Source organism: Microbulbifer mixtoriginis (SeqCode), from assembly GCF_052467705.1.
The window spans coordinates 3,199,367-3,218,620 of record NZ_CP174322.1; the positions used below are offsets into that span (position 1 = coordinate 3,199,367).

A 19,254-nucleotide genomic window follows, 5' to 3' on the forward strand; every position below is an offset into this window, starting at 1 on the left:
AACGGTTTATTAAGTGCATTAAAATATTGATCTTTTAGATAGTGGAACTCGGCGATGAAAGACCATCGGCAATTGGCACTCAGCATCCCCCCCTTACTGGAGCAGATCCACAGCAGCGCAGCAGAATTACGCGACTCTCTTGAACAACTTCAAACTGCCAGTAAGCCCTGGCAACACTATCTGCTGCAGCCACCTTTTGCCTTGGAAGCAGCCCAGTCCTTGCAAGAAAGCTTTGAGCGGCCCTTTTCTCTTGCTGGCGCCCTGTATAACCAGCTGGATTATGCCGAACCTCTCGGAACCGGAGGCGATGCCCGTGCAACCCTGCAAATCCCGGGTCTATTGGCGGTTCCAGACAAGACTCTGGCACTGGCAAAACAACTCAACAGCGACAAAGAGGCCTTTGCCAACGCTATCGCCGAGTACCGATCAGCCTTAGCAGAGCGGCCCATGGCAGAGCGAGACCGCAACGTGCGCGAGGTACTGGCGCAAGCGGGCTACCCCCGCGCGCACCTGCGCCAGTGCTACCGCCTGGTTTTACTCTGCGAACAGCATCCGGATGCCATCACACTCTCCTGGATAAAGGCACGCAAGTCCATTCGCAAAGTCACAGTGCAGTGGTGTGAAAAAAAGCTGGTCCAGATGGACCCAACCGGTGCAGATCCCGGCATCCAATACCAACGGCAACTGCTTGCCGGCCTGCACAAAAGCCAACAGGGGGACCTGCGCCAGGTACAAGTGCAGAGCCGCCCCAATCTACAGGTCGCCGAAATTTTCTTCGCACAGGAAGCTGGAGGGGAAGACCAGTATCGACAAGTGGGTTACTCCTCCATGCCGATACTAGTGGCTGCGAATGAAGCCGGGCGATTGCCTGATTTTACTCGGGTCGATCATCAACCCAGTGTCAGCCGGCGCCGACAAAGAAGGGACCTGGCTATTTCCACAGAGCCATTCCTACCTGCCTTGCGTGTCTTCTTGCGACAGCAACGCTAGCGCCGGTTAACCGGAACGCCCAAAGGGCTACCGGAGCCTTTGAGCCAGCTCCACCAATGTTTCTTCGAGTTGAGTCCGGCAGGCTTCTTTAAGCGCCTTGTGGGATTTATCAAGAGCACTCAACTCATCTTCGTTAAGACGCGCAAGTAGCTCACGATCGGCGTCTTGGCGCTTTTTGAAAATCTCTTTGGTTTTGTCCTCAGCCAGCAGGGGCGCAAAGCTCTGTAGCAGCTGTTCACCAGCCTTGAGGTCCCTATCCGGCTCAGAGGGCAAACTATCTTCGGCACGAATCGCCCGCTCTAACTCGTCCGCAAGCACCTGCCGGCGTTTGGTAATTGTGTTTAAAAAATTAGCTGCCGACTTTTCTTCAAGTTGCCCCGCCGCTGCCCGGTAATCCTCCTCGCTACGGCTAATAAGCATAAAAAGATCATTCAATGCTGCCTGGATATCAGTGCGAATGAGTGTCATTGCCCTCTCTCTTTTCTACTGATGAGTTCCTCTGAATTGCGTGGCACCAGAACCTCAAGCGCTCTGGGAATCACCGAAAAGGTTGCAGGGGTTTCAGCAACCGGCTCCCCATCCGCATGAATCTGCACACGCGGCTTGGTTTCTACCTCTATTCGCTGGGCACTGGCATTAAAAACCCCCTCGGTTAGATGGTGCTTGCCACCGCGGAGCAATAGTGCCATGCCCAGCAACTCCAACAGGCCGCGCGGACGCAGACTATAGAGGTTAAGCTTGGCATCATTGATGCGTGCCTTCTCTGCAACCAGGTTGCCGCCACCGTAATAACGACCATTGCCCACGGCCAATTGGATTGACCGCATTTGGCAACGCTCTTCGTCCAGTGCCAGATTTACCTGGAATTTTTGTGTGCGCCTCAGGGCAATAAAGAAGGCTCTCAGATAACTCAGAACCCCCCAGCGCTTCTTAATCTCGGAGTCCTGTGCTTCAGTCACTTTTACCCCAAGCCCCATATTGGCCACATTGAAAAAATAGTGACCATTGACAACACCGAGGTCGATTAGCTGGCGATGGTTGCCGATAATGACATCAAAAGCCTGCTCCAAGTCGACAATGCCAAGGGAACGTGCCAAGTCATTCGCGGTACCCAGCGGTAGAATTGCCAGGGCCAATTGGCACTCTTTCAATACCCGAGCGGTGGAGCTGATGGTGCCATCTCCGCCACCGACTATCACAAGGTCGAGGTTCTTATGACTCTGCCGGATCGCAGCCTCGCTCTCCTCTGGGGCCTCGGAATGCAAGACTTCAACCTCTATTCCGTCAGCGCGTAAGCGCGCTAGGCCGCTGTCGATGTCCGCCTCGGCACCATTCCGGCTTTTTGGATTAACCACGAGAAGTACTCTACGCGGATTTTTGTGAGCTGAGCTGATAGCCGGTTCTCCATTACCGGAAAGATGAACATCAATTCTAAAGGGGTAAGCCGCCTCGGGAAATACAGTAGCCCAGGCACGTAAGAATGAGTTGAGGCTGTAAGTCAGTCTTGTATCAAGCCAGGGGCGATAAAGCGCTGATAGTAGGCCACAGACAAAGCATAAAAATCTTCATCGATGCGCCGGCGAATTTCCACCAGGCTCACTCCCCTGGCCTGAGCGGTCGGGCGCAGGCCGTAAGCACCCAGATCGCCAATCTGGCTGGCACCGGCGCGCAGCAGCTCAAAAACCCAGCAGTAGGCACTTTGGCTTTCATCAAAGCGAATTTGTTGATGGCGCAACTGGGAAAGCAGCAACGACTCATCAATGATTTCCAGCTGGCTGCGTACAGCATTGGTTAGATAGCCCTCCCGCCTGGAGGCAATTATACGGCGCTGCTCTTCGGTATAAGCATTCCAGTCGATCACCTCGTGGGCAAAACGCTTGCACCCACGACAGACATCATCACCTATTCCCGTTGAACAGACACCAATGCAAGGTGTACGGACTTTTTTGTACATCAATTAACCAGATTTAGCCGATCAGGCAACGCGGGCCTGGATTAAAATTGCGCGTAGACTATTTTGTTTCGGCCACTAAGAAAAGAGGTGAGGCAGCTGCAGTGGGCACAGTAAAATTTGCCCTGCGAATAGTCGAAATTCACTTAAATTATTGATTTTTCGATAAACTTAACAGCCGTAGGGCTTTGCTGTAGTATTCGCCACCCCGCCTTCAGCGGCCTCGAAAAAAAAATCCCGACAACAGTACAAAGATCGGGAATTCCACCCGCTGTTGGTGCCACCCCACACACCAAGAGGGACTTATCCGTGCTTGAAGCCTATCGTAAACACGTCGCAGAACGCGCCGAACAAGGCATCCCACCGAAGCCACTCGACGCAGAGCAAGTCGCTGGCCTGGTTGAGCTGCTGAAAAATCCGCCAAAAGGCGAAGAGCAGGAATTAGTTGACCTGCTAACCCACCGTGTACCCCCCGGTGTTGACGAAGCCGCTTACGTTAAAGCCGGCTTCCTGTCCGCCATTATCAAGGGCGACGCGGAGTCCCCGCTGATCGACCGCAAACACGCTGTAGAGCTGCTTGGCCAAATGCTGGGCGGCTACAACATCTCCACCCTGGTCGAGCTGCTGGACGACAAAGATCTGGCCGAACTGGCTGCCGAGCAGCTGAAAGGCACCCTGCTGATGTTTGACGCCTTCCACGATGTGGAAGAGAAAGCCAAAGCCGGCAACGAATTCGCCAAAGCGGTAATGCAATCCTGGGCTGACGCCGAGTGGTTCACCAAGCGCAACAAAGTGCCCGAGAGCATCAAAGTTGCCGTATTCAAGGTCACTGGCGAAACCAACACCGACGACCTGTCTCCGGCACCGGATGCCTGGTCTCGTCCGGACATCCCCCTGCACGCGCTGGCCATGTACAAAATGAAGCGCGACGGCCTGGAGCCTGAAGAAGCCGGTGTTACCGGTCCGCTGAAGCAGATCGAAGAAGTTAAAGCCAAGGGCCTGCCCGTTGCTTTCGTTGGTGACGTAGTCGGTACCGGTTCTTCCCGTAAGTCCGCCACCAACTCCGTGTTGTGGTACTTCGGTGAAGAAATGCCTGGCGTGCCCAACAAGAAGGGTGGCGGTATTTGTATCGGCGGTAAGGTTGCCCCGATCTTCTACAACACCATGGAAGATGCCGGCGCGCTGGTATTCGAAGCCCCCGTTGACGAACTGGGCATGGGCGACGTGATCGAGATCCGCCCTTACGACGGCAAGATCCTCGCCGAAGACGGCAAAGTCCTGTCTGAATTCCAACTGAAGTCCGACGTCCTGCTGGACGAAGTTCAGGCTGGTGGTCGTATCAACCTGATCATCGGCCGCGGCCTGACCGGCAAAGCCCGTGAAGCCCTGGGCCTGGCGCCTTCCGAGCTGTTCCGCAAGCCTGAGCAACCTGCCGACACCGGCAAGGGTTACACTCTGGCGCAGAAGATGGTTGGTAAAGCTTGTGGCGTTGAAGGTATCCGCCCAGGCACCTACTGCGAACCAAAAATGACTACCGTGGGTTCCCAGGACACCACTGGCCCCATGACCCGTGACGAACTGAAAGACCTGGCTTGCCTCGGCTTTTCCGCCGACCTGGTAATGCAGTCCTTCTGTCACACTGCGGCCTACCCCAAGCCCGTCGATATCGACACCCAGCACACCCTGCCGGACTTCATTATGAATCGCGGCGGTGTTTCCCTGCGCCCGGCTGACGGCATCATCCACAGCTGGCTGAACCGCATGCTGCTGCCAGACACCGTAGGTACCGGTGGTGACTCCCACACCCGTTTCCCCATGGGCATCTCCTTCCCGGCAGGTTCCGGTCTGGTAGCTTTCGCCGCCGCTACCGGCGTTATGCCGCTAGATATGCCTGAGTCCGTACTGGTGCGCTTCAAAGGCAAAATGCAGCCTGGCATCACCTTGCGCGACCTGGTTCACGCCATTCCTCTCTACGCCATCAAGCAGGGCCTGCTGACCGTTGAGAAGAAAGGCAAGAAGAACATCTTCTCCGGCCGCATCCTCGAGATCGAAGGCCTGGAAGACCTGACTGTAGAGCAGGCATTCGAGCTGTCCGACGCCTCCGCCGAGCGCTCCGCTGCTGGCTGTACCATCAAGCTATCCGAAGACACCATGGCCGAGTACCTGCGCTCCAACGTAACCCTGTTGCGCTGGATGATCGCTGAAGGTTACGGCTCCAAGCGCACCCTGGAGCGCCGCGCGCGCGCCATGGAAGAGTGGCTGGCCAACCCGAAACTGATGGAAGCGGACGCCGACGCCGAGTACCTGGAAGTCATCGAAATCGATCTGGCCGAGATCAAAGAGCCGATCGTCTGTGCTCCTAACGATCCAGACGACGCTCGCCTGCTGTCCGACGTTGCTGGCGATAAGGTAGACGAGGTGTTTATCGGCTCCTGTATGACCAACATCGGCCACTTCCGCGCTGCCGGTAAACTGCTGCAAGAACACAAAGGTGGCATCTCCACGCGCATGTGGATCTCCCCGCCCACCAAGATGGACGAGCACCAGTTGATGGAAGAGGGTTACTACAACATCTACGGTTCTGCCGGTGCCCGCACCGAAATGCCCGGATGTTCCCTGTGTATGGGTAACCAGGCGCGTGTGGCTCCGAACAGCACCGTACTATCTACCTCTACCCGCAACTTCCCCAACCGTCTGGGCGATGGTGCCAACGTGTACCTGACCTCCGCTGAGCTGGCTTCTGTAGGCGCCATCCTGGGTAAACTGCCGACTCCGGCTGAGTACCAGGAATACGCACAGAACCTGGATTCCATGTCCAGCGAGATCTACCGCTACCTGAACTTCGATCAGATTGAAGACTTCCAGAAGTCTGCCGAAGAAGGCAAGCGCATCGCCGCGACTGAGATCCAGGAAGTTAGTGTATAACTAACCGCCCTACCTCACTAAAAAGCCCCGCCATTTGGCGGGGCTTTTTTATTGCCCGAATACTTTGCGCAGTCTTAATCTAGTGCTATCTAAGAAGTAAAACTATAAAAATAAAGCGTAAAACTGAGTTAAAGTGAGCTTTGCCTTTGTTCAGAACGAGACACTTAACGCAGTAAACCCATTCAAATCAAGCCTTACCTCTTCCATTAATAAAAAACACACTCACCACCATACCTAACAAAGCCAAGTGTGCATTCATCAAAAAGGCCCTACTCATACCTGTTGCTAGATCTGGAGCCAGTGCAACGATTGTCGTATTCAAGCCCAGGCCAATAGCACCGCCAATAATCTGAAACATATAAATAATGGCTGCTGCGAGGCTTGCACGGTTGAAACGAAGGATCAATATCGCTGCCGTCGTCACAGTTGGATAGAACAAGCCCATACCAACCCCCATCAATATCAGGCCCGGGACAAAAGTAGTTGGATCAATTTGAGCACTGAGCCTCGAAAGTACCAACATACCGGCCCACATAAATAAGGCCCCTAGACTGGAAAGGCGCTTGGCCCCATACCGCCCATAGAGATGTCCAGCCAGAAAAGAAGTAGCACCAAAAGCAAGCATCATGGGAAGCAATGCAATACCACATTGGATCGCAGAAAAACTCCAAATCTTGCTTAGAAATTGGGGGATAAACATAAGTGCAGCAATAAATGCCACAGAGACCAGCAGGGTCGCTACTCCCTCCGCTAAGAACTTCTTATTCTTCACCACATCGATGGGAATTAGCGGCTCTTCTGAGGAGTGATAATCCAAACAGATAAAAACTGTAAAGAAAATCGCAAACGCCAAAAATAAAAGTATGGTTCGATAGTTGGTAAATCCCATATCTACCGACAGGTCCAATCCTACCAATAGCGCAAGTAATGCCACTGAGAGGAAGAGTAGCCCCATTAAGTCCACGCGCTCAGAGGGAGCCTCAGGCAAGTCACTACCAATCAGTCGCCAACAAACCAACATTGCTACCAAAGTTATCGGGAGATTAAGAAAGAGAATCCACCGCCAACCTAAAGAATCCGTCACAATACCGCCAATAATTGGACCAAGTGCATTAGCGACAGCACAGCCAAGCATTAATAACCCACCAGCCACTCCTGCGCGTTTACTATCCAAAAGGTGGTATGTCATTCCAATCACGGCGGGCCACATCAAAGCACCACCAATACTTAACATTACGCGGCACCCCATCAACATCCAGATGTTAATGGAAAAGCCCCCCAGTAATGAGAACATCGAAAAAAGTGAGGCGCCTATGAAGAAAGTTCGGCGCCTACCCAGCATATCGGCTAAACGCCCACACGATATTACAGAAACACCAAAAGCCAGGGCATAAGCATTAACCAGCCACATCGTTGTAGTAAGATCGATATTAAAGGTTTTTTGGATCGCAGGTAGGGCTACAGAAAAGGCCGTATAGTCATACCCAATAAGGAAAATAGAGAAAATTAACGCCGCCAGCCCCAAACTGCGGGTTTCAGAAACCGTTAACCCCTTTAAATTCATTATTTTTTGCTCACCTAGCCATAAAACACGTTTTATCGACTACTCCATTTTCTGCCCCCCAACAAATACAGCAACTTTAAAACTCCGCTACTTTGCACTCCAAGCATTATTAAAGCCCTTTCTATAAGTCGTTAAATTTTACCTGCCAAGTCAAAAATCACACTAAAACAGCATCCCCCTCTCACTATTTCATTAGAACATTCATTAGTGACCATCGCTTAAAAATAATCCTTAGCCCCCTTCCACAACTGTAAATCATGAAGTGAATCATTCATTAGCCAAGCACAATAGAAAAATACTGAAAAAGAAGCTGATGTTTACCCATACACAAAGCCTTCAATCTTCCATTCGGTAAAAAGAGTAAGATCTAACACCCTGCAAAGTACTGTTAAATTGAATTGCTCCTCAAACAGATCATCAAAATTGATCTTAAAATTTTACCCAGCAGACAAGATATATAAAGCGTCAAAACGAACCTCAAGAAAAACGTGCATCAACACCCCTCAAAAAATAAAGCGGCAATAAAAAACCAAGAAAAGTTATAAAAGCATCCACCTCAAAAATCCTGTAGACACCTTCAGCAATATCATCATAATAGGCTAGGATTATTGCGTTGAACCCAAGAGCAAGCGCACCACCCAAAAAACGGAACATATAAACAATCCCCCCCACGAGACTTGACTTACTGGGATCAACCAAAGCAACGGCAGCAGTAACCGCGGCTGGTGAATAGACTCCTAAACTTGCCCCGACCAATGCCAACCCAGGGATAAAAAAAACATAACTTGTGGCTTCATTGAGTACTGACAGCCAATAGAGCCCGACACTCATGCCAAGGGCTCCGCTGCAAATTAACAGCCTTGCACCACACTTTTCGTGTATCAATCCAGATATAAAAGAAAAAATACTGGAGCTTATCATCATTGGCAAAAGTGCAACCCCTGCCATAAGGGCACTATATTTATGAACCTTAATAAAAAGTAGAGGTATATAAACAAGGACAGCAAAGAAGGCTGTCGCAACCAACAAAACACTAAACACTATAGATAGAAAACTGGCATCTTTTATCAACTCAATGGGTATTAGCGCAGCAGATCCCTTACTGATCTCTCTACAACCAAACCCCACAAGAAATACCATTGAAGAACACAACAACAAAGTGGAAAATAATCCAAAAACATGCTTTTGAGCCAGCACTTCCATAGCCAGCAAGAAACAAAATAGTGACACTGAAAGCAATAATGCACCCAGATAATCAACATCCTCCTCAATTCTCACTACTTCATCAGCTGGGTACTTCCTACAACACAAAAAAATTATTATAAATGCCAATGGTATGTTGACAAAAAGGACCCACCTCCAGGTTAGGTACTCACTAAAAAAACCACCCAATATGGGCCCTAGGGATGTCGACAAACCAAGGGCAGCCAGTATTAACCCTCCCGCCAAACCGGCTCTCTCTGGAGGTAACAGGTTATAAGCCATCCCAAGAATCGCGGACCAGATCAACGCTCCAGCAAACCCCATTAATGCCCGACATAAGAGAAGTACCCATAGATCTTGTGCCAAACCACCCACAAGCGAGGACAACGCAAAGACAATAACGCCAAATATAAATAAGCGCCTACGGCCGTAAACATCTGCCAGTCGACCACCAGTCACAATGATCACTCCATAAGTAAGAGAGTAAGCATTTATTACCCAGTGGACTGAAGTAAAATTTGAGGAAAAATTGGCAGCAATCGCCGGCAATGCAGGAGAGAAAGCTGTAAAGTCCCCTGCAACCAAGAAGACGGCAAGAGAGAGAACAGATAAGCCCCAATAGTGAAGTGATGTGAGCGTACTTTTATCTGCCATCATAAAAAACTATTGAGTGATAACATTCTATTATTTACCAGCCTAACAAGGCAGATTTGACGTGAAATAATGTGAGGAAACTGTAGACATTTTCATATAATTCGACTTACTCCAAAATAGATATCCTTTACCACAATCACTAGCCTTAAAATATTTTTATGCTTACCTTTAAGAAATAAAAATCCCTATTGTAGGCACGAAAATCCTCTGACACATGATCATTACCCTCCTTCTAATTCTCGGCCTGGTTACTGGCTACATTTCTATTATGGCTGCAGGTGGTGGCGCACTGCTGCTGGTCCCCCTAGTAGGATTTCTAGTTGGCCCCCATTTAGTCGCCCCGGTATTAACAACAGGAAATGCGATTGCATCTCCATTCGGCGTTTATTTATTTTGGAAGCACATAGATTGGAAGGTGGCATTATGGCTAATCCCAGGCATCATACCTGGAGCAATTATTGGCGCCTACGTTTACACCCAGATGCACCCGCTATTAATAGAATTTACTGTCGGCTTATTCTTAGTTTCGACCATATTTCAGTTTGGATTCGGGCATAAGAAACGTTCATTTGTTATGTACCTGCCGTACTTTCCCATGCTCGGCTTTGTCACCACACTCTTCTCTTCAATTATTGGCGCTGTAGGCCCTGTACAAAATCCTTTTTTCTTAAATTACGGACTTAACAAAGAGGAGCTAGTCGCAACCAGGGGGGTAAGTTCTTTAATGATGCACTCGACGAAACTTGTCGCTTACTTCCATTTTGGCGCGCTTAACACTGAATTGATCACTTACGGCCTGACCATTGGACTGGGAATTATGACAGGCATGTTTATAGCAAAACATTTCCTAAAGATAATAAGCATACAAAAATTCAACAGCTACGCACTTTCGATCATGTTTGTATCTGGGTTGATTTTAATTTTTCGAGTTAGCGTGCAGCTTTGGGAGGCAGTTTCATGATCCACAAAATTACAATTAAAACTGACAAGCAACAATTCAATTTTGAAGCCTTTGAAAACCTTAAGATCTTATGATTTCACCTGGCACAAAAGAACACCCCCTTCAACAAAACCAGCCATAAAAAATTCAAAATATCTTATAAGCCCCACACCACCATAAAGACCAAGAGGCTATTATCTTTAACTCTTTGGATATACTCATAATTAGACATTAACCCTCATTTTCTTTCCCTTTAAGGTATTCTTCCTGAGATATTTCTTGCCCATACCGGAGAGCATCATTAAACAGCCGATTATTATTGGGAATTGGAGCTTGACCTTCCTCTTCACCATAAAATTTTCTATATATATTTTTAGTCTGATGATCCCTCCTAAACATTACTGACTCAAAAGGATAGTCAATAAAAATATGCCTTAGATTTAAATATTCACCTGTTTTAATCGGCATCAGCTCAGACCTCAAAGACGTATAGTAATTTTTACTTTCAACTTCAATCTTCTTTCTTCGTGGATCATCTTCTTTCAAAGAGCGCCATTTCTCGTATAACTCATGTCCTTTTCCACCTTCAATTGTGGCTCTATTTGCAATAGATGCATATGCGTCCTTACCCAGCAGAGCTATTGCAGACTCAGGAGATTCTTTTGCATATATCATCTCAGGGGAGTTCACCTGTATTTCTGCAACCAAACCACTACTCGTTTTAATTTTAGAGTTTACTCCGCTATAACCTAACGGATCCACAGATCCATCGATAACTTTTACCATTGCCCCTTTTTCCCTAAGCATTCCAACCACTATAGGGATTTTATCCTGCGGTACAACAATGGTATTCCTTGCAAGATCTTTGATTCGAGTTGGGTCACCGCCGTAATCATTAATAACTTTTTCCTTAGATCTTTCTAATGACTTTATCGGCACTTTAGCAACGCTCCCCTCATTCATAGCCGCTATTTTATCGGCCAGAAGGTCAATTTCTTTCTTCGCTGCGGGAGCTTTTGCATATAACTCATCAAAGCCTTCGATCTTCTCTGAGTGGAACGATGACTGATCGCTTTTTGAAGCCTCATTTGGTGCATACTGATGAGACTCAATCCCAACAGGCAACCAATTTTTATTTTTCTTTGAGCTCCCAACAAATAAATTAATGACATAACATCTAGAATCAATAACGCAACTGCCTTTAATGGCACTAGATTCCTGCCAGAACGGATTAGGCCTTGAAAAGCAGGACTGAGCCAGTGTCGCAGAATCAACCTTTAAAGGTACCAATAAGCCACATACTAAATAAATGACATTATAAAGAGTCAAATAACATAAAATTGAGCGGCTACTCATGTATCGACCCCAATAGAAACGTTTACTCACAGTTTATATCTGGACAGTAAAAAATGGATACTTTAAGGTAACCCGCGACAAGAGTCAGAATAAGATGACCCAGAATTACTATATCACTTAAATGACTTTGAAGATGTAAATATGGATTTCACCCAACATCATTTAGACCATTATCAGGGAGTGTCATCTTGCCTACCTGATTACCAATGGAAAGCATTTGGCAAGCTCCAGGATAACCGCTTATTAATTTCTATACATATTATCCTAGGAGATAAACAGGAATCCCTGGCAAATCATTCATAAATCCTTGCCGCATAAATAATTTCAGCAAAGACTTTCCACTGAATATTTTCAGGCATACCCTTCCCTTGATTTGCATAAAATCCATCCATATCTTCTGTCCATGCAGCCATTGCTTCGAGAAAATTGGCTAAATCAGTATTTTCCCAGGTTGATGCGTTATTTTTGAAATCCTCAAGTACATCCAAGATGAAACTGGAAAAATCAGCCCTTGTTTTAATTTCACCCAGCTTATTTGGCAGATCTAGTGATTTCATCGATCTTCACCTTCTTCACGGATACGAATAGATGTACCATCGTTACGACTGGTAAACTTAAATGATCTGGTAGATAACTCCTCTGATGTGGCGGGAATTATTCTTATCGGCTTATTCGCCTCTTGAAAAGCTTTGAGCCTTCTATTATCTAGCGAGTAAATCTTTCCGTCACGACCAAAGACCCGAATAGGAGGGACATCATACGCAGTTACTTTACCCTCTTTAAGGTTTTGAATTAAATCTTCAATTTTACGACCATTTGAAAACGTCGGCTTAATACTATCCTGGGTAAATCTAACTTCTTTGGGATTTATCAGCCCCTTTCGGATCACAGCAACCCTTGGGGATGTTGCCCATTCACTGTAGGACGTAAAACGACCTCCGGTAGCATAAGACCGTACCCGAAACTTGTAAGAACCACTCTTTAATCGATTATTTTTTTCAATCGGGAGGGTTACTGAAACAACTTTTGCTCCTATATAGACTGAGGACCATGTTGCGCAATCATCTTTACACTGTTCAATTTCATACCCTGATACTTTTGCTCCAGTATCTGGAGCTTCCCATTGAACTTTGACCGTTCCATGAGATTCTGGATTGTCTGAAGCTGTAATCACTGATAAGGGGGCTGACTGTACAGGAGGCTGTACCTGCTGAACTCCCTCTCCCTCGGCACCAGAAGCGGTAACATTTCTTGGCGAAGAAGGTGGGATAGCTACATTTACCCACTTTTCATTGGAGTAAGCGCCACATCCACTACTATTACAAGCCCGGACCTTAAACCCCCAAGATCCTGTAGATAGCTTTTTAACCCGATAAGAATGCCCAGCAATTTTTATGGGCTTAGACCAAACTCCATTATTTTTTTGCTTTACAAGCTCATAGCTGTCTACCGTCTCTGGGGGAGGATGCCAAGTTAACGTTATATCCCCAGTTCGACTTTTCATTTCCGAGACAGCCATTTCAACTTCAGAGGGCGGTGCCACCACAAGGGTTGACTGACCAGAAAAGTTATTAGCAAAAGCTATAAGGGAAAAAGAAAGTAAATATAAATATGCAATGATATGCAGTTTAAAGGCCACTACTATCACCCGAAAACTTATATTGATGAGTGGAAACTACCAATTGCCATATTGCGGCTAACAATTATAGGGTATAGCTTAGCCATAAAAGAAGATAGCTGCTGAATTACTGGTCAGCTTTAAGTGTGGGAAGTTAATGAACCACTACGGAAAAAATGTTTAGGAAAGTAATACAATGTATGCAGATATACGGAGTCTATGAGTTAATTCATAAAGGTAACTCCGTACACTAATGTTAGATTCTGGCGAAATTTTAATTGGCTATAACCTAGCCCCTTAAGCTTTACCTATAAAAAATCCAGTGAACAAGTCACTCATCCCGCCTGAACTCTAAAATATCACCTGGCTGACACTCTAGTGCCTCACATATTGCCGATAGGGTGTCAAACCTAACGCCCTTCACTTTACCACGCTTCAGTAGGGAAAGATTAGCCTCAGTAATTCCTATCTCTGCTGCCAACGACTTTGAACTGACTTTTCGCTTGGCCAGCATTACATCTAGATTGACAATGATAGCCATGCTAAACAAACTCTTTGTTTTCTTGGTCGATTTGTTTTGCTGCACGCAAAATATAGAGGACGCTCACTAGCACGAACAATGTAAATAGCCTGCCAATATCGAGTGCAAAGAATAAAGTAAACTCATTATTATGCACATACGATAGATAACTAAGCCACAGCGACTCCAACATACCTAATGGGATTGAAACTCCATATAGCCAAACTAGCCATAGATAGCATCGGTCACTCTCCTTACCAAAATAATCACCCTTGGCATACTGCCCAAAAAGTCGCCAAAGCCAGTAGATAAACAAACCGGAAAGCACAAAAGTTGGCAATTGGCCGAAGATTAGCATCGGTCTGAACTGATCACCTAACCCCCACAACTCTTGAAAAACTGGATTACTACTATTGAAGCCATTTATATCATAGAAAAAATAAATGATTGGTAAGCTAGTAACAGCAATAAGGCTAATTACCACGATTGCCCAACGTAGACGTGTACTTAAAACCTGGATCTTGTAGTTCACAATTTTGCTCCCACTGGATAGACAGGCATTATACAACAATATAATATTTTCGCAATTAAGTAATAAATTATTGCTTTACAATAATTTACTACTTATCTACAGTATGCCGTGTAGTCATTGTTGATAAGGAGTAAAACTCATGGAATTACAAAATCATCGCTGGTCAGTACGCAAAGCCATCTGTTGGCTGAGTCTTGCAGCCGCATTTAGTGGCTGTAGTGTGAACCTCCTCGTGGAGGATTCAGCATCGGCAGAAATTCAGCAGAAGCTACTCCCTGTTGAGAGCTTCTTTAATGACTCTGCAATTAGTGGGGTCAAACTATCATCTGATGGGCAATGGCTAGCTTGGCTCCAGCAATACAATGGAGCACCGAATATCTATGTAATGCCGAGTAACGGAAGTGTTGAAGATGCCTTCCCATTGACCGCTTTTGCCGACGGCGCAGATAGCTTTTATTGGGATAAGCATCAGCTCGGTATGTATGTCTCTAAAGACTCGAAAGGGAATGAACTGCACCAGATCTACAGATTGGATCTGGAGGTAAAAGATAAAGATCTAAGTTTGCTCGACACCCAAAAATTAACCTCAAAAGACAGCGCGAGATACATAATTTTAGGGCAAGCTTCAGAAAAGCCCAACAGTCTAACCCTCTTCGCTAATCACGACGATCCAAAGCTGTTAAGTTTTTATCAGTTGAACACCCAAACTGGTAAGTTGACATCAATAATGTCGAATAATCAGCACTTCCATGATGTGCTGATAGACAAAGAGGGAATTCCTGTTGCCGGTGTAAGGTCCAACCCGGATTCATCCATGGAATTATTTATTCACAAGAATAAATCCTGGCAAAAGTCTCTGAAAACTGAGCCGGGAGAAATCTTACACCTGTCCAGTTATAATTCAGATCTCGAGAGAGTCTATTTCGAGTCTAGTTACGGTGAGGCAGACACATCGGGGTTAAAGCAATTGAACCTGGCCTCAAGAGAAATTACTGATGTGCATACAGACCCCAATAAACGTGCTGATGTTTACAAGAGTCTTTTCAATAAAGATGGTGAGCTTCAGCTGGTTTCTTACTACTATGGATACCGAGAAGATTATCCGATTAGTAAGGAATTCCAAAAACACTGGCAATTTATCACTACTCAGTTTACTCGCAGAGTAGAGATCGATGTTATCTCTATAAATGAAGAGTCTGGCATTTGGTTGTTGGACATTGCTAGCGATGTCGATCTGGGAGCTTTTTATACCTACAATCAAACAGACCAGTCGCTAACGCGCTTGATTGATAAAGATACAAAGTTAGACCCTGAATCTCTGGCAGAAAGACGTTCTATTACCTATGAAGCCCGTGATGGCATCGCCATCCAGGCCTATTTAACGCTACCTAAAGGCAAGAGTAGTCAGTTACCGCTAGTAGTATTGCCGCATGGTGGCCCTTGGTATAGAGATTACTGGAGACTTGGTGCTGACTTTTTCAACCGTGTGTCTCAACTGTTAGCAAATCGTGGCTATGCCGTGTTGCAACCCAACTTTCGCGCATCTGCAGGCTTCGGGGAAACCTTTATTGCTTTGGGCAATCGCCAGTGGGGAACCGGTGGGATGCAACACGATCTGACGGATGGTGTTGAGTATTTAGTAGAACAAGGTATTGCAGACAAAAATAGAGTGGCCATCATGGGTGGCTCTTATGGCGGCTATGCGGCACTTTCTGGGTTGACTTTCACCCCAGATGTATATGCAGCCGCCATATCTTTTGTAGGCCCATCAAGTTTAATCACATTGATAGAATCATTCCCGGAGTATGAACGAGAATTTCTTTCTCACAGATTAAAAGCAATCGGTGATCCATTGGTACAAGCTGATCGAGAAGATATGCAAAACAGATCACCTATAAACTTTACTGATCAAATTAAAGCTCCTTTACTGTTGGTGCAAGGTGCAAATGATCCTCGTGTTACTCAGCTTGAGTCTGATCAAATTGCTATAAAAATGTATCAAAAAGATTTGGCTGTCGAGTATATTTTAGCTAAAGATGAGGGGCATGGATTTAGCAAGCGCAATAACCTGATGGCTTATTTAATAAAGATGGAAGAGTTTCTTGCTGAGTACCTTGGTGGTGAAGTGTATTCTGAAATCCCTGAGGAGCTTACTACTCACTTGGCAGGGCTTGAAGTTGATATATCAAAATTAGCCAAGCAATAATCTCAAGTTGATTTCTTGCGATCTTAATTTGATTGCCAACATAGCATGTCTGTCTTTGACCGATATTAATCAATATCGGCCAAAGACAGGCTACTTTAAAATTAAGTCATTTCAGCTTCTAACGAACATCGCAGAAACTCCATCACCCCTAGCCCCTTAGTATTCCAACCTCAATAGTAGAAAATACCCCACGGTCATTTCATTTTCTATTTAGATAGAATTATGATCCATATACACAACCAGCTAATAGAAATCATGAGTTAGCTAATAAGCCACCACTCACTTGGAATATTCGTTCAAAGCTTGAATCTAAAAAGCCTAAAAAACCGAATTGAGTACAGCTACGCCTCTATTTTCTAGACAGAGATAAGTACACTACTTAGCAGCGATTAGAAGTCTCACTTCTCTACGCCTTAGTGATAATAAGTTAATGAAACTGATCGGATAATTCCACAATAAAAGATCTAGCTAAGTACAAATACTCCACCGGGCCTTCATTTTTCGTGCTGTGAGTAAAAACAAATCCTCAAGTTAAAAGAACCTGATGTAACAACTTAATTACTAAATCCAACATCAACTTAACTACCAGTTTATTCAGATTTCTGGCCACCCCTCAAATTCCTAAAATCACAACTTGCCAAAAATATTCAAAAACATCCCCTGGCTTTCGTAATTCAGCAAGGTGAGATCATCGGAAAAATCGGTGAAGCTGTGCCCCCACTTCAAGTGATCATCGATATAGTGGTACAGGCCGATCAGCGTACCACTCTTGCTATCCTGCACGTCGGGCAAATCGAGTAGGCGGTAGGTATATTTACCTCTCAAAGTACAGCGCCTAGTAGGATCATAGCTAGTATCTGCGGAGAAAATATGAATTCCTGGATAAGCTCAGCCGAGGTATTTTCAACCGTTATATGATCTTTATTGGGCACGTTATAGAAATAGGTGTATATTAATAGCACATTTAAACAGCCGTTAATCACTAGGCACTATAACCGAGTATTTAACGTACCATCTACAAAAACTCAAATGGTTTGACACATCTAAAACACCCCAGAAAATCAGACGTCAATAACGAAAACATTCGTTGGTTACAGATAAGTATCAATCTGAAGCAAAAAATCCTGGATTGACCAGCAACTTATGAGATATACCGTAACAAGACTATGTATTTATTAGCCGGAGCAAAATTTTCCTTTTATATCGACCTGCAATACACATACATTGAACATAAAAAATAAAGTTATTGGCCCTAGTAAGACCTGACCACTAGAAATCAAACCTTACTAAAACCTTAAAATAATTCTTTTACAGAGCCTACTTTAGATCAATTCTACGAATGGCGCAGAATTGTTTTGATGAAGTTCCAGGCCATAAGTTGCTCGTAAAAACCTCCATCCTCACATTTCTTTGTGCCGTATAGCCAGTGAGGGCTATAGAAAGTGCAGTTTTATATCCCGGCATACTTGGACTGATATAGCCGCCGCTGGGGCACGCATTTAATCCAGTATCAAAATAGATAAGCACATCACCATTACCATAATCAGTATATGAATTAATTTCCTTGATTTCCCCTATATTAGTTAAAGATAATGCTAACACCTTGGAGTTAAGCACTATTCCAACAATCGCTGCCAATATTTTCTTCATTTATTACTCAGCTTACCATTTTTTTAGCATTTATTTGAGCAGCTTCATCACCCAGGCTACCAATATAAATATACATACTATCGCTAGTCGGTATGACTGTGATAACTTAGCCATTAATAAGTGCCCACTTTGATTACCGCCTCATTTTCTAGTAATTGGATAGGCATTTAAAGTTTTTACTGATTATGATTAAGTGGTATATGCCGCAGCCTTTAACTTTCTTTAAGGCGAAGATGGTAAAATCCTTGCGACCAAATCTCCCCCCATGACTGCGAGCAAGAAGAAAATTTTTCCTCATTAAACCACAAGGTCACACTCTTACCAGTTGCATGTGCAGTAGTTAAAAGAGAAAAAGCTGCCTTACAGGATTCTTGTTTGAACCCGCCGTCTAAATCCTCTGTGATCCTGCAAAGTGCGACACTATGAAAATTAGTGCCGCTACCACTGTCTTTTATACTGGCGTTAACATTTCCGTTTAACGCAATTTCTACCGTAGTTACTTTACCGGTACATTCGGTGCCAGAGTAGGCGGCACCTGAGGCAAAAAGAAGCCCCGGCAGAATCACTCTCCCGGCCTTTAAAATATGTTGTCTTAATTTACTATTCATATCTACTTCGCGCTACATTTAAATTTTGAGTTAAGGGACTTTTAAATACGGCACACTTTATTAACTCCCCGTCACTAAAGGGTAAAAATCAAAAGGTGCGCACCCTTGGGAAATAATATCATATTTGAGTTTTCAGTTCGGCAAGAGTCGGCTGATTAGATAGAGCCTAGTAAGAAAATTGTTTCAGGCATCTGCAGAAGCCCAACACTCCAACTCTACGAAAGAGTTACATATTTACTTTTTAAGGAGTGGCCGCTCCAATGTATAAAACCAGTGCGAAATGATTAAATTAGTTGGTACGCGTGGCAAAGATAGCCCCAGTATTAAGCAGCAAAGTTGAAACTCTATATTTTTAACCGCCTAAGTACACTCGACTTCAAGACCATTTATTCGGCTCTTAAATGACAGACCACCAAGGAAACAACGCGCGATTTGTAGATCTGCACTTTAAGGTAAATAATGAACCTATTTGCCTGAAATCACACCAAACACTTATTATACAATCAACGATTCATATCTGATAGAAAATCTCCACTA

Annotated in this window: 17 protein-coding genes; 4 read left to right on the top strand and 13 right to left on the bottom strand. The window is 45.3% G+C overall.

Annotation, left to right across the window (positions count from 1 at the left end):
- Positions 1 to 54 precede the first annotated feature (54 nt).
- Positions 55 to 990 carry a hypothetical protein gene (locus ACJJIB_RS14070; protein WP_444886536.1) on the top strand — a complete coding sequence of 312 codons (936 nt, stop codon included), beginning with the start codon at positions 55 to 57 and terminating at the stop codon, positions 988 to 990.
- Between the two features lie 27 nt (positions 991 to 1,017).
- Here the strand turns inward: ACJJIB_RS14070 and ACJJIB_RS14075 are convergent, their stop codons facing one another.
- From ACJJIB_RS14075 to ACJJIB_RS14085, 3 genes are all read right to left on the bottom strand, one after another.
- Positions 1,018 to 1,458, bottom strand: a complete 441-nt coding sequence (locus tag ACJJIB_RS14075) for a hypothetical protein (RefSeq protein ID WP_444886537.1) — start codon at positions 1,456 to 1,458, stop codon at positions 1,018 to 1,020.
- Entirely contained in the window at positions 1,455 to 2,345 is an 891-nt protein-coding gene (locus tag ACJJIB_RS14080; RefSeq protein WP_444886538.1) for a lipid kinase, read from the bottom strand. Before ACJJIB_RS14080 ends, ACJJIB_RS14075 begins: the two co-directional genes overlap by 4 nt.
- A gap of 143 nt (positions 2,346 to 2,488) precedes the next feature.
- Positions 2,489 to 2,944, bottom strand: coding sequence for a DUF1289 domain-containing protein (locus ACJJIB_RS14085; RefSeq protein WP_444884455.1), 456 nt, complete (start codon positions 2,942 to 2,944; stop codon positions 2,489 to 2,491).
- A 306-nt stretch (positions 2,945 to 3,250) separates the two neighbouring features.
- On the opposite strand from ACJJIB_RS14085, the gene acnB reads away from it, so the two are divergent.
- Positions 3,251 to 5,866: a bifunctional aconitate hydratase 2/2-methylisocitrate dehydratase gene (gene acnB, locus ACJJIB_RS14090; RefSeq protein WP_444886539.1), complete on the top strand. Its 2,616-nt coding sequence runs from the start codon at positions 3,251 to 3,253 to the stop codon at positions 5,864 to 5,866.
- Positions 5,867 to 6,053: 187 nt separating this feature from the next.
- Here the strand turns inward: acnB and ACJJIB_RS14095 are convergent, their stop codons facing one another.
- Entirely contained in the window at positions 6,054 to 7,391 is a 1,338-nt protein-coding gene (locus tag ACJJIB_RS14095; protein WP_444886540.1) for an MFS transporter, read from the bottom strand.
- A gap of 516 nt (positions 7,392 to 7,907) precedes the next feature.
- Positions 7,908 to 9,290: an MFS transporter gene (locus tag ACJJIB_RS14100; RefSeq protein ID WP_444886541.1), complete on the bottom strand. Its 1,383-nt coding sequence runs from the start codon at positions 9,288 to 9,290 to the stop codon at positions 7,908 to 7,910.
- A 211-nt stretch (positions 9,291 to 9,501) separates the two neighbouring features.
- Here ACJJIB_RS14100 and ACJJIB_RS14105 point away from each other — a divergent pair, with 211 nt between their 5' ends.
- Positions 9,502 to 10,248, top strand: coding sequence for a sulfite exporter TauE/SafE family protein (locus ACJJIB_RS14105; RefSeq protein WP_444886542.1), 747 nt, complete (start codon positions 9,502 to 9,504; stop codon positions 10,246 to 10,248).
- Positions 10,249 to 10,458: 210 nt separating this feature from the next.
- Here ACJJIB_RS14105 and ACJJIB_RS14110 read toward each other — a convergent pair whose 3' ends face one another.
- The 5 genes from ACJJIB_RS14110 to ACJJIB_RS14130 form a co-directional block, all read right to left on the bottom strand.
- A complete protein-coding gene (locus tag ACJJIB_RS14110) occupies positions 10,459 to 11,583 on the bottom strand; it encodes a hypothetical protein (protein ID WP_444886543.1) in 1,125 nt (374 codons plus the stop codon).
- A gap of 293 nt (positions 11,584 to 11,876) precedes the next feature.
- Positions 11,877 to 12,140 carry a DUF7660 family protein gene (locus ACJJIB_RS14115; protein WP_444886544.1) on the bottom strand — a complete coding sequence of 88 codons (264 nt, stop codon included), beginning with the start codon at positions 12,138 to 12,140 and terminating at the stop codon, positions 11,877 to 11,879.
- Positions 12,137 to 13,222: a fibronectin type III domain-containing protein gene (locus ACJJIB_RS14120; protein ID WP_444886545.1), complete on the bottom strand. Its 1,086-nt coding sequence runs from the start codon at positions 13,220 to 13,222 to the stop codon at positions 12,137 to 12,139. Before ACJJIB_RS14120 ends, ACJJIB_RS14115 begins: the two co-directional genes overlap by 4 nt.
- A gap of 310 nt (positions 13,223 to 13,532) precedes the next feature.
- Positions 13,533 to 13,742, bottom strand: a complete 210-nt coding sequence (locus ACJJIB_RS14125; protein WP_252082131.1) for a helix-turn-helix domain-containing protein — start codon at positions 13,740 to 13,742, stop codon at positions 13,533 to 13,535.
- A gap of 1 nt (position 13,743) precedes the next feature.
- Positions 13,744 to 14,253 (bottom strand): hypothetical protein, encoded by a 510-nt coding sequence (locus tag ACJJIB_RS14130; protein WP_444886546.1) that lies wholly within the window; start codon positions 14,251 to 14,253, stop codon positions 13,744 to 13,746.
- 139 nt (positions 14,254 to 14,392) lie between these two features.
- On the opposite strand from ACJJIB_RS14130, the gene ACJJIB_RS14135 reads away from it, so the two are divergent.
- On the top strand, positions 14,393 to 16,459 hold the full coding sequence (locus tag ACJJIB_RS14135; protein WP_444886547.1) for a S9 family peptidase: 2,067 nt from the start codon (positions 14,393 to 14,395) through the stop codon (positions 16,457 to 16,459).
- Between the two features lie 627 nt (positions 16,460 to 17,086).
- On the opposite strand, the gene ACJJIB_RS14140 is transcribed toward ACJJIB_RS14135, so the two are convergent.
- The 3 genes from ACJJIB_RS14140 to ACJJIB_RS14150 form a co-directional block, all read right to left on the bottom strand.
- The gene (locus tag ACJJIB_RS14140) at positions 17,087 to 17,284 is read right to left on the bottom strand and encodes a hypothetical protein (protein ID WP_444886548.1); all 198 of its coding nucleotides are present in this window, start codon (positions 17,282 to 17,284) and stop codon (positions 17,087 to 17,089) included.
- Positions 17,285 to 17,776: 492 nt separating this feature from the next.
- Complete coding sequence (locus ACJJIB_RS14145; protein ID WP_444886549.1) at positions 17,777 to 18,109, bottom strand: hypothetical protein; 333 nt, start codon at positions 18,107 to 18,109, stop codon at positions 17,777 to 17,779.
- Between the two features lie 212 nt (positions 18,110 to 18,321).
- Positions 18,322 to 18,717, bottom strand: coding sequence for a hypothetical protein (locus ACJJIB_RS14150; RefSeq protein WP_444886550.1), 396 nt, complete (start codon positions 18,715 to 18,717; stop codon positions 18,322 to 18,324).
- Positions 18,718 to 19,254 lie beyond the last annotated feature (537 nt).

Coding starts and splice junctions, on each gene's coding strand:
- ACJJIB_RS14105 (WP_444886542.1), top strand. CDS start 9,502: ATGATCATTACCCTCCTTCTAATTCTCGGCCTGGTTACTGGCTACATT.
- ACJJIB_RS14135 (WP_444886547.1), top strand. CDS start 14,393: ATGGAATTACAAAATCATCGCTGGTCAGTACGCAAAGCCATCTGTTGG.
- ACJJIB_RS14115 (WP_444886544.1), bottom strand. CDS start 12,140: ATGAAATCACTAGATCTGCCAAATAAGCTGGGTGAAATTAAAACAAGG.
- ACJJIB_RS14125 (WP_252082131.1), bottom strand. CDS start 13,742: ATGGCTATCATTGTCAATCTAGATGTAATGCTGGCCAAGCGAAAAGTC.
- ACJJIB_RS14150 (WP_444886550.1), bottom strand. CDS start 18,717: ATGAATAGTAAATTAAGACAACATATTTTAAAGGCCGGGAGAGTGATT.
- ACJJIB_RS14070 (WP_444886536.1), top strand. CDS start 55: ATGAAAGACCATCGGCAATTGGCACTCAGCATCCCCCCCTTACTGGAG.
- ACJJIB_RS14075 (WP_444886537.1), bottom strand. CDS start 1,458: ATGACACTCATTCGCACTGATATCCAGGCAGCATTGAATGATCTTTTT.
- ACJJIB_RS14145 (WP_444886549.1), bottom strand. CDS start 18,109: ATGAAGAAAATATTGGCAGCGATTGTTGGAATAGTGCTTAACTCCAAG.
- ACJJIB_RS14110 (WP_444886543.1), bottom strand. CDS start 11,583: ATGAGTAGCCGCTCAATTTTATGTTATTTGACTCTTTATAATGTCATT.
- ACJJIB_RS14100 (WP_444886541.1), bottom strand. CDS start 9,290: ATGATGGCAGATAAAAGTACGCTCACATCACTTCACTATTGGGGCTTA.
- ACJJIB_RS14085 (WP_444884455.1), bottom strand. CDS start 2,944: ATGTACAAAAAAGTCCGTACACCTTGCATTGGTGTCTGTTCAACGGGA.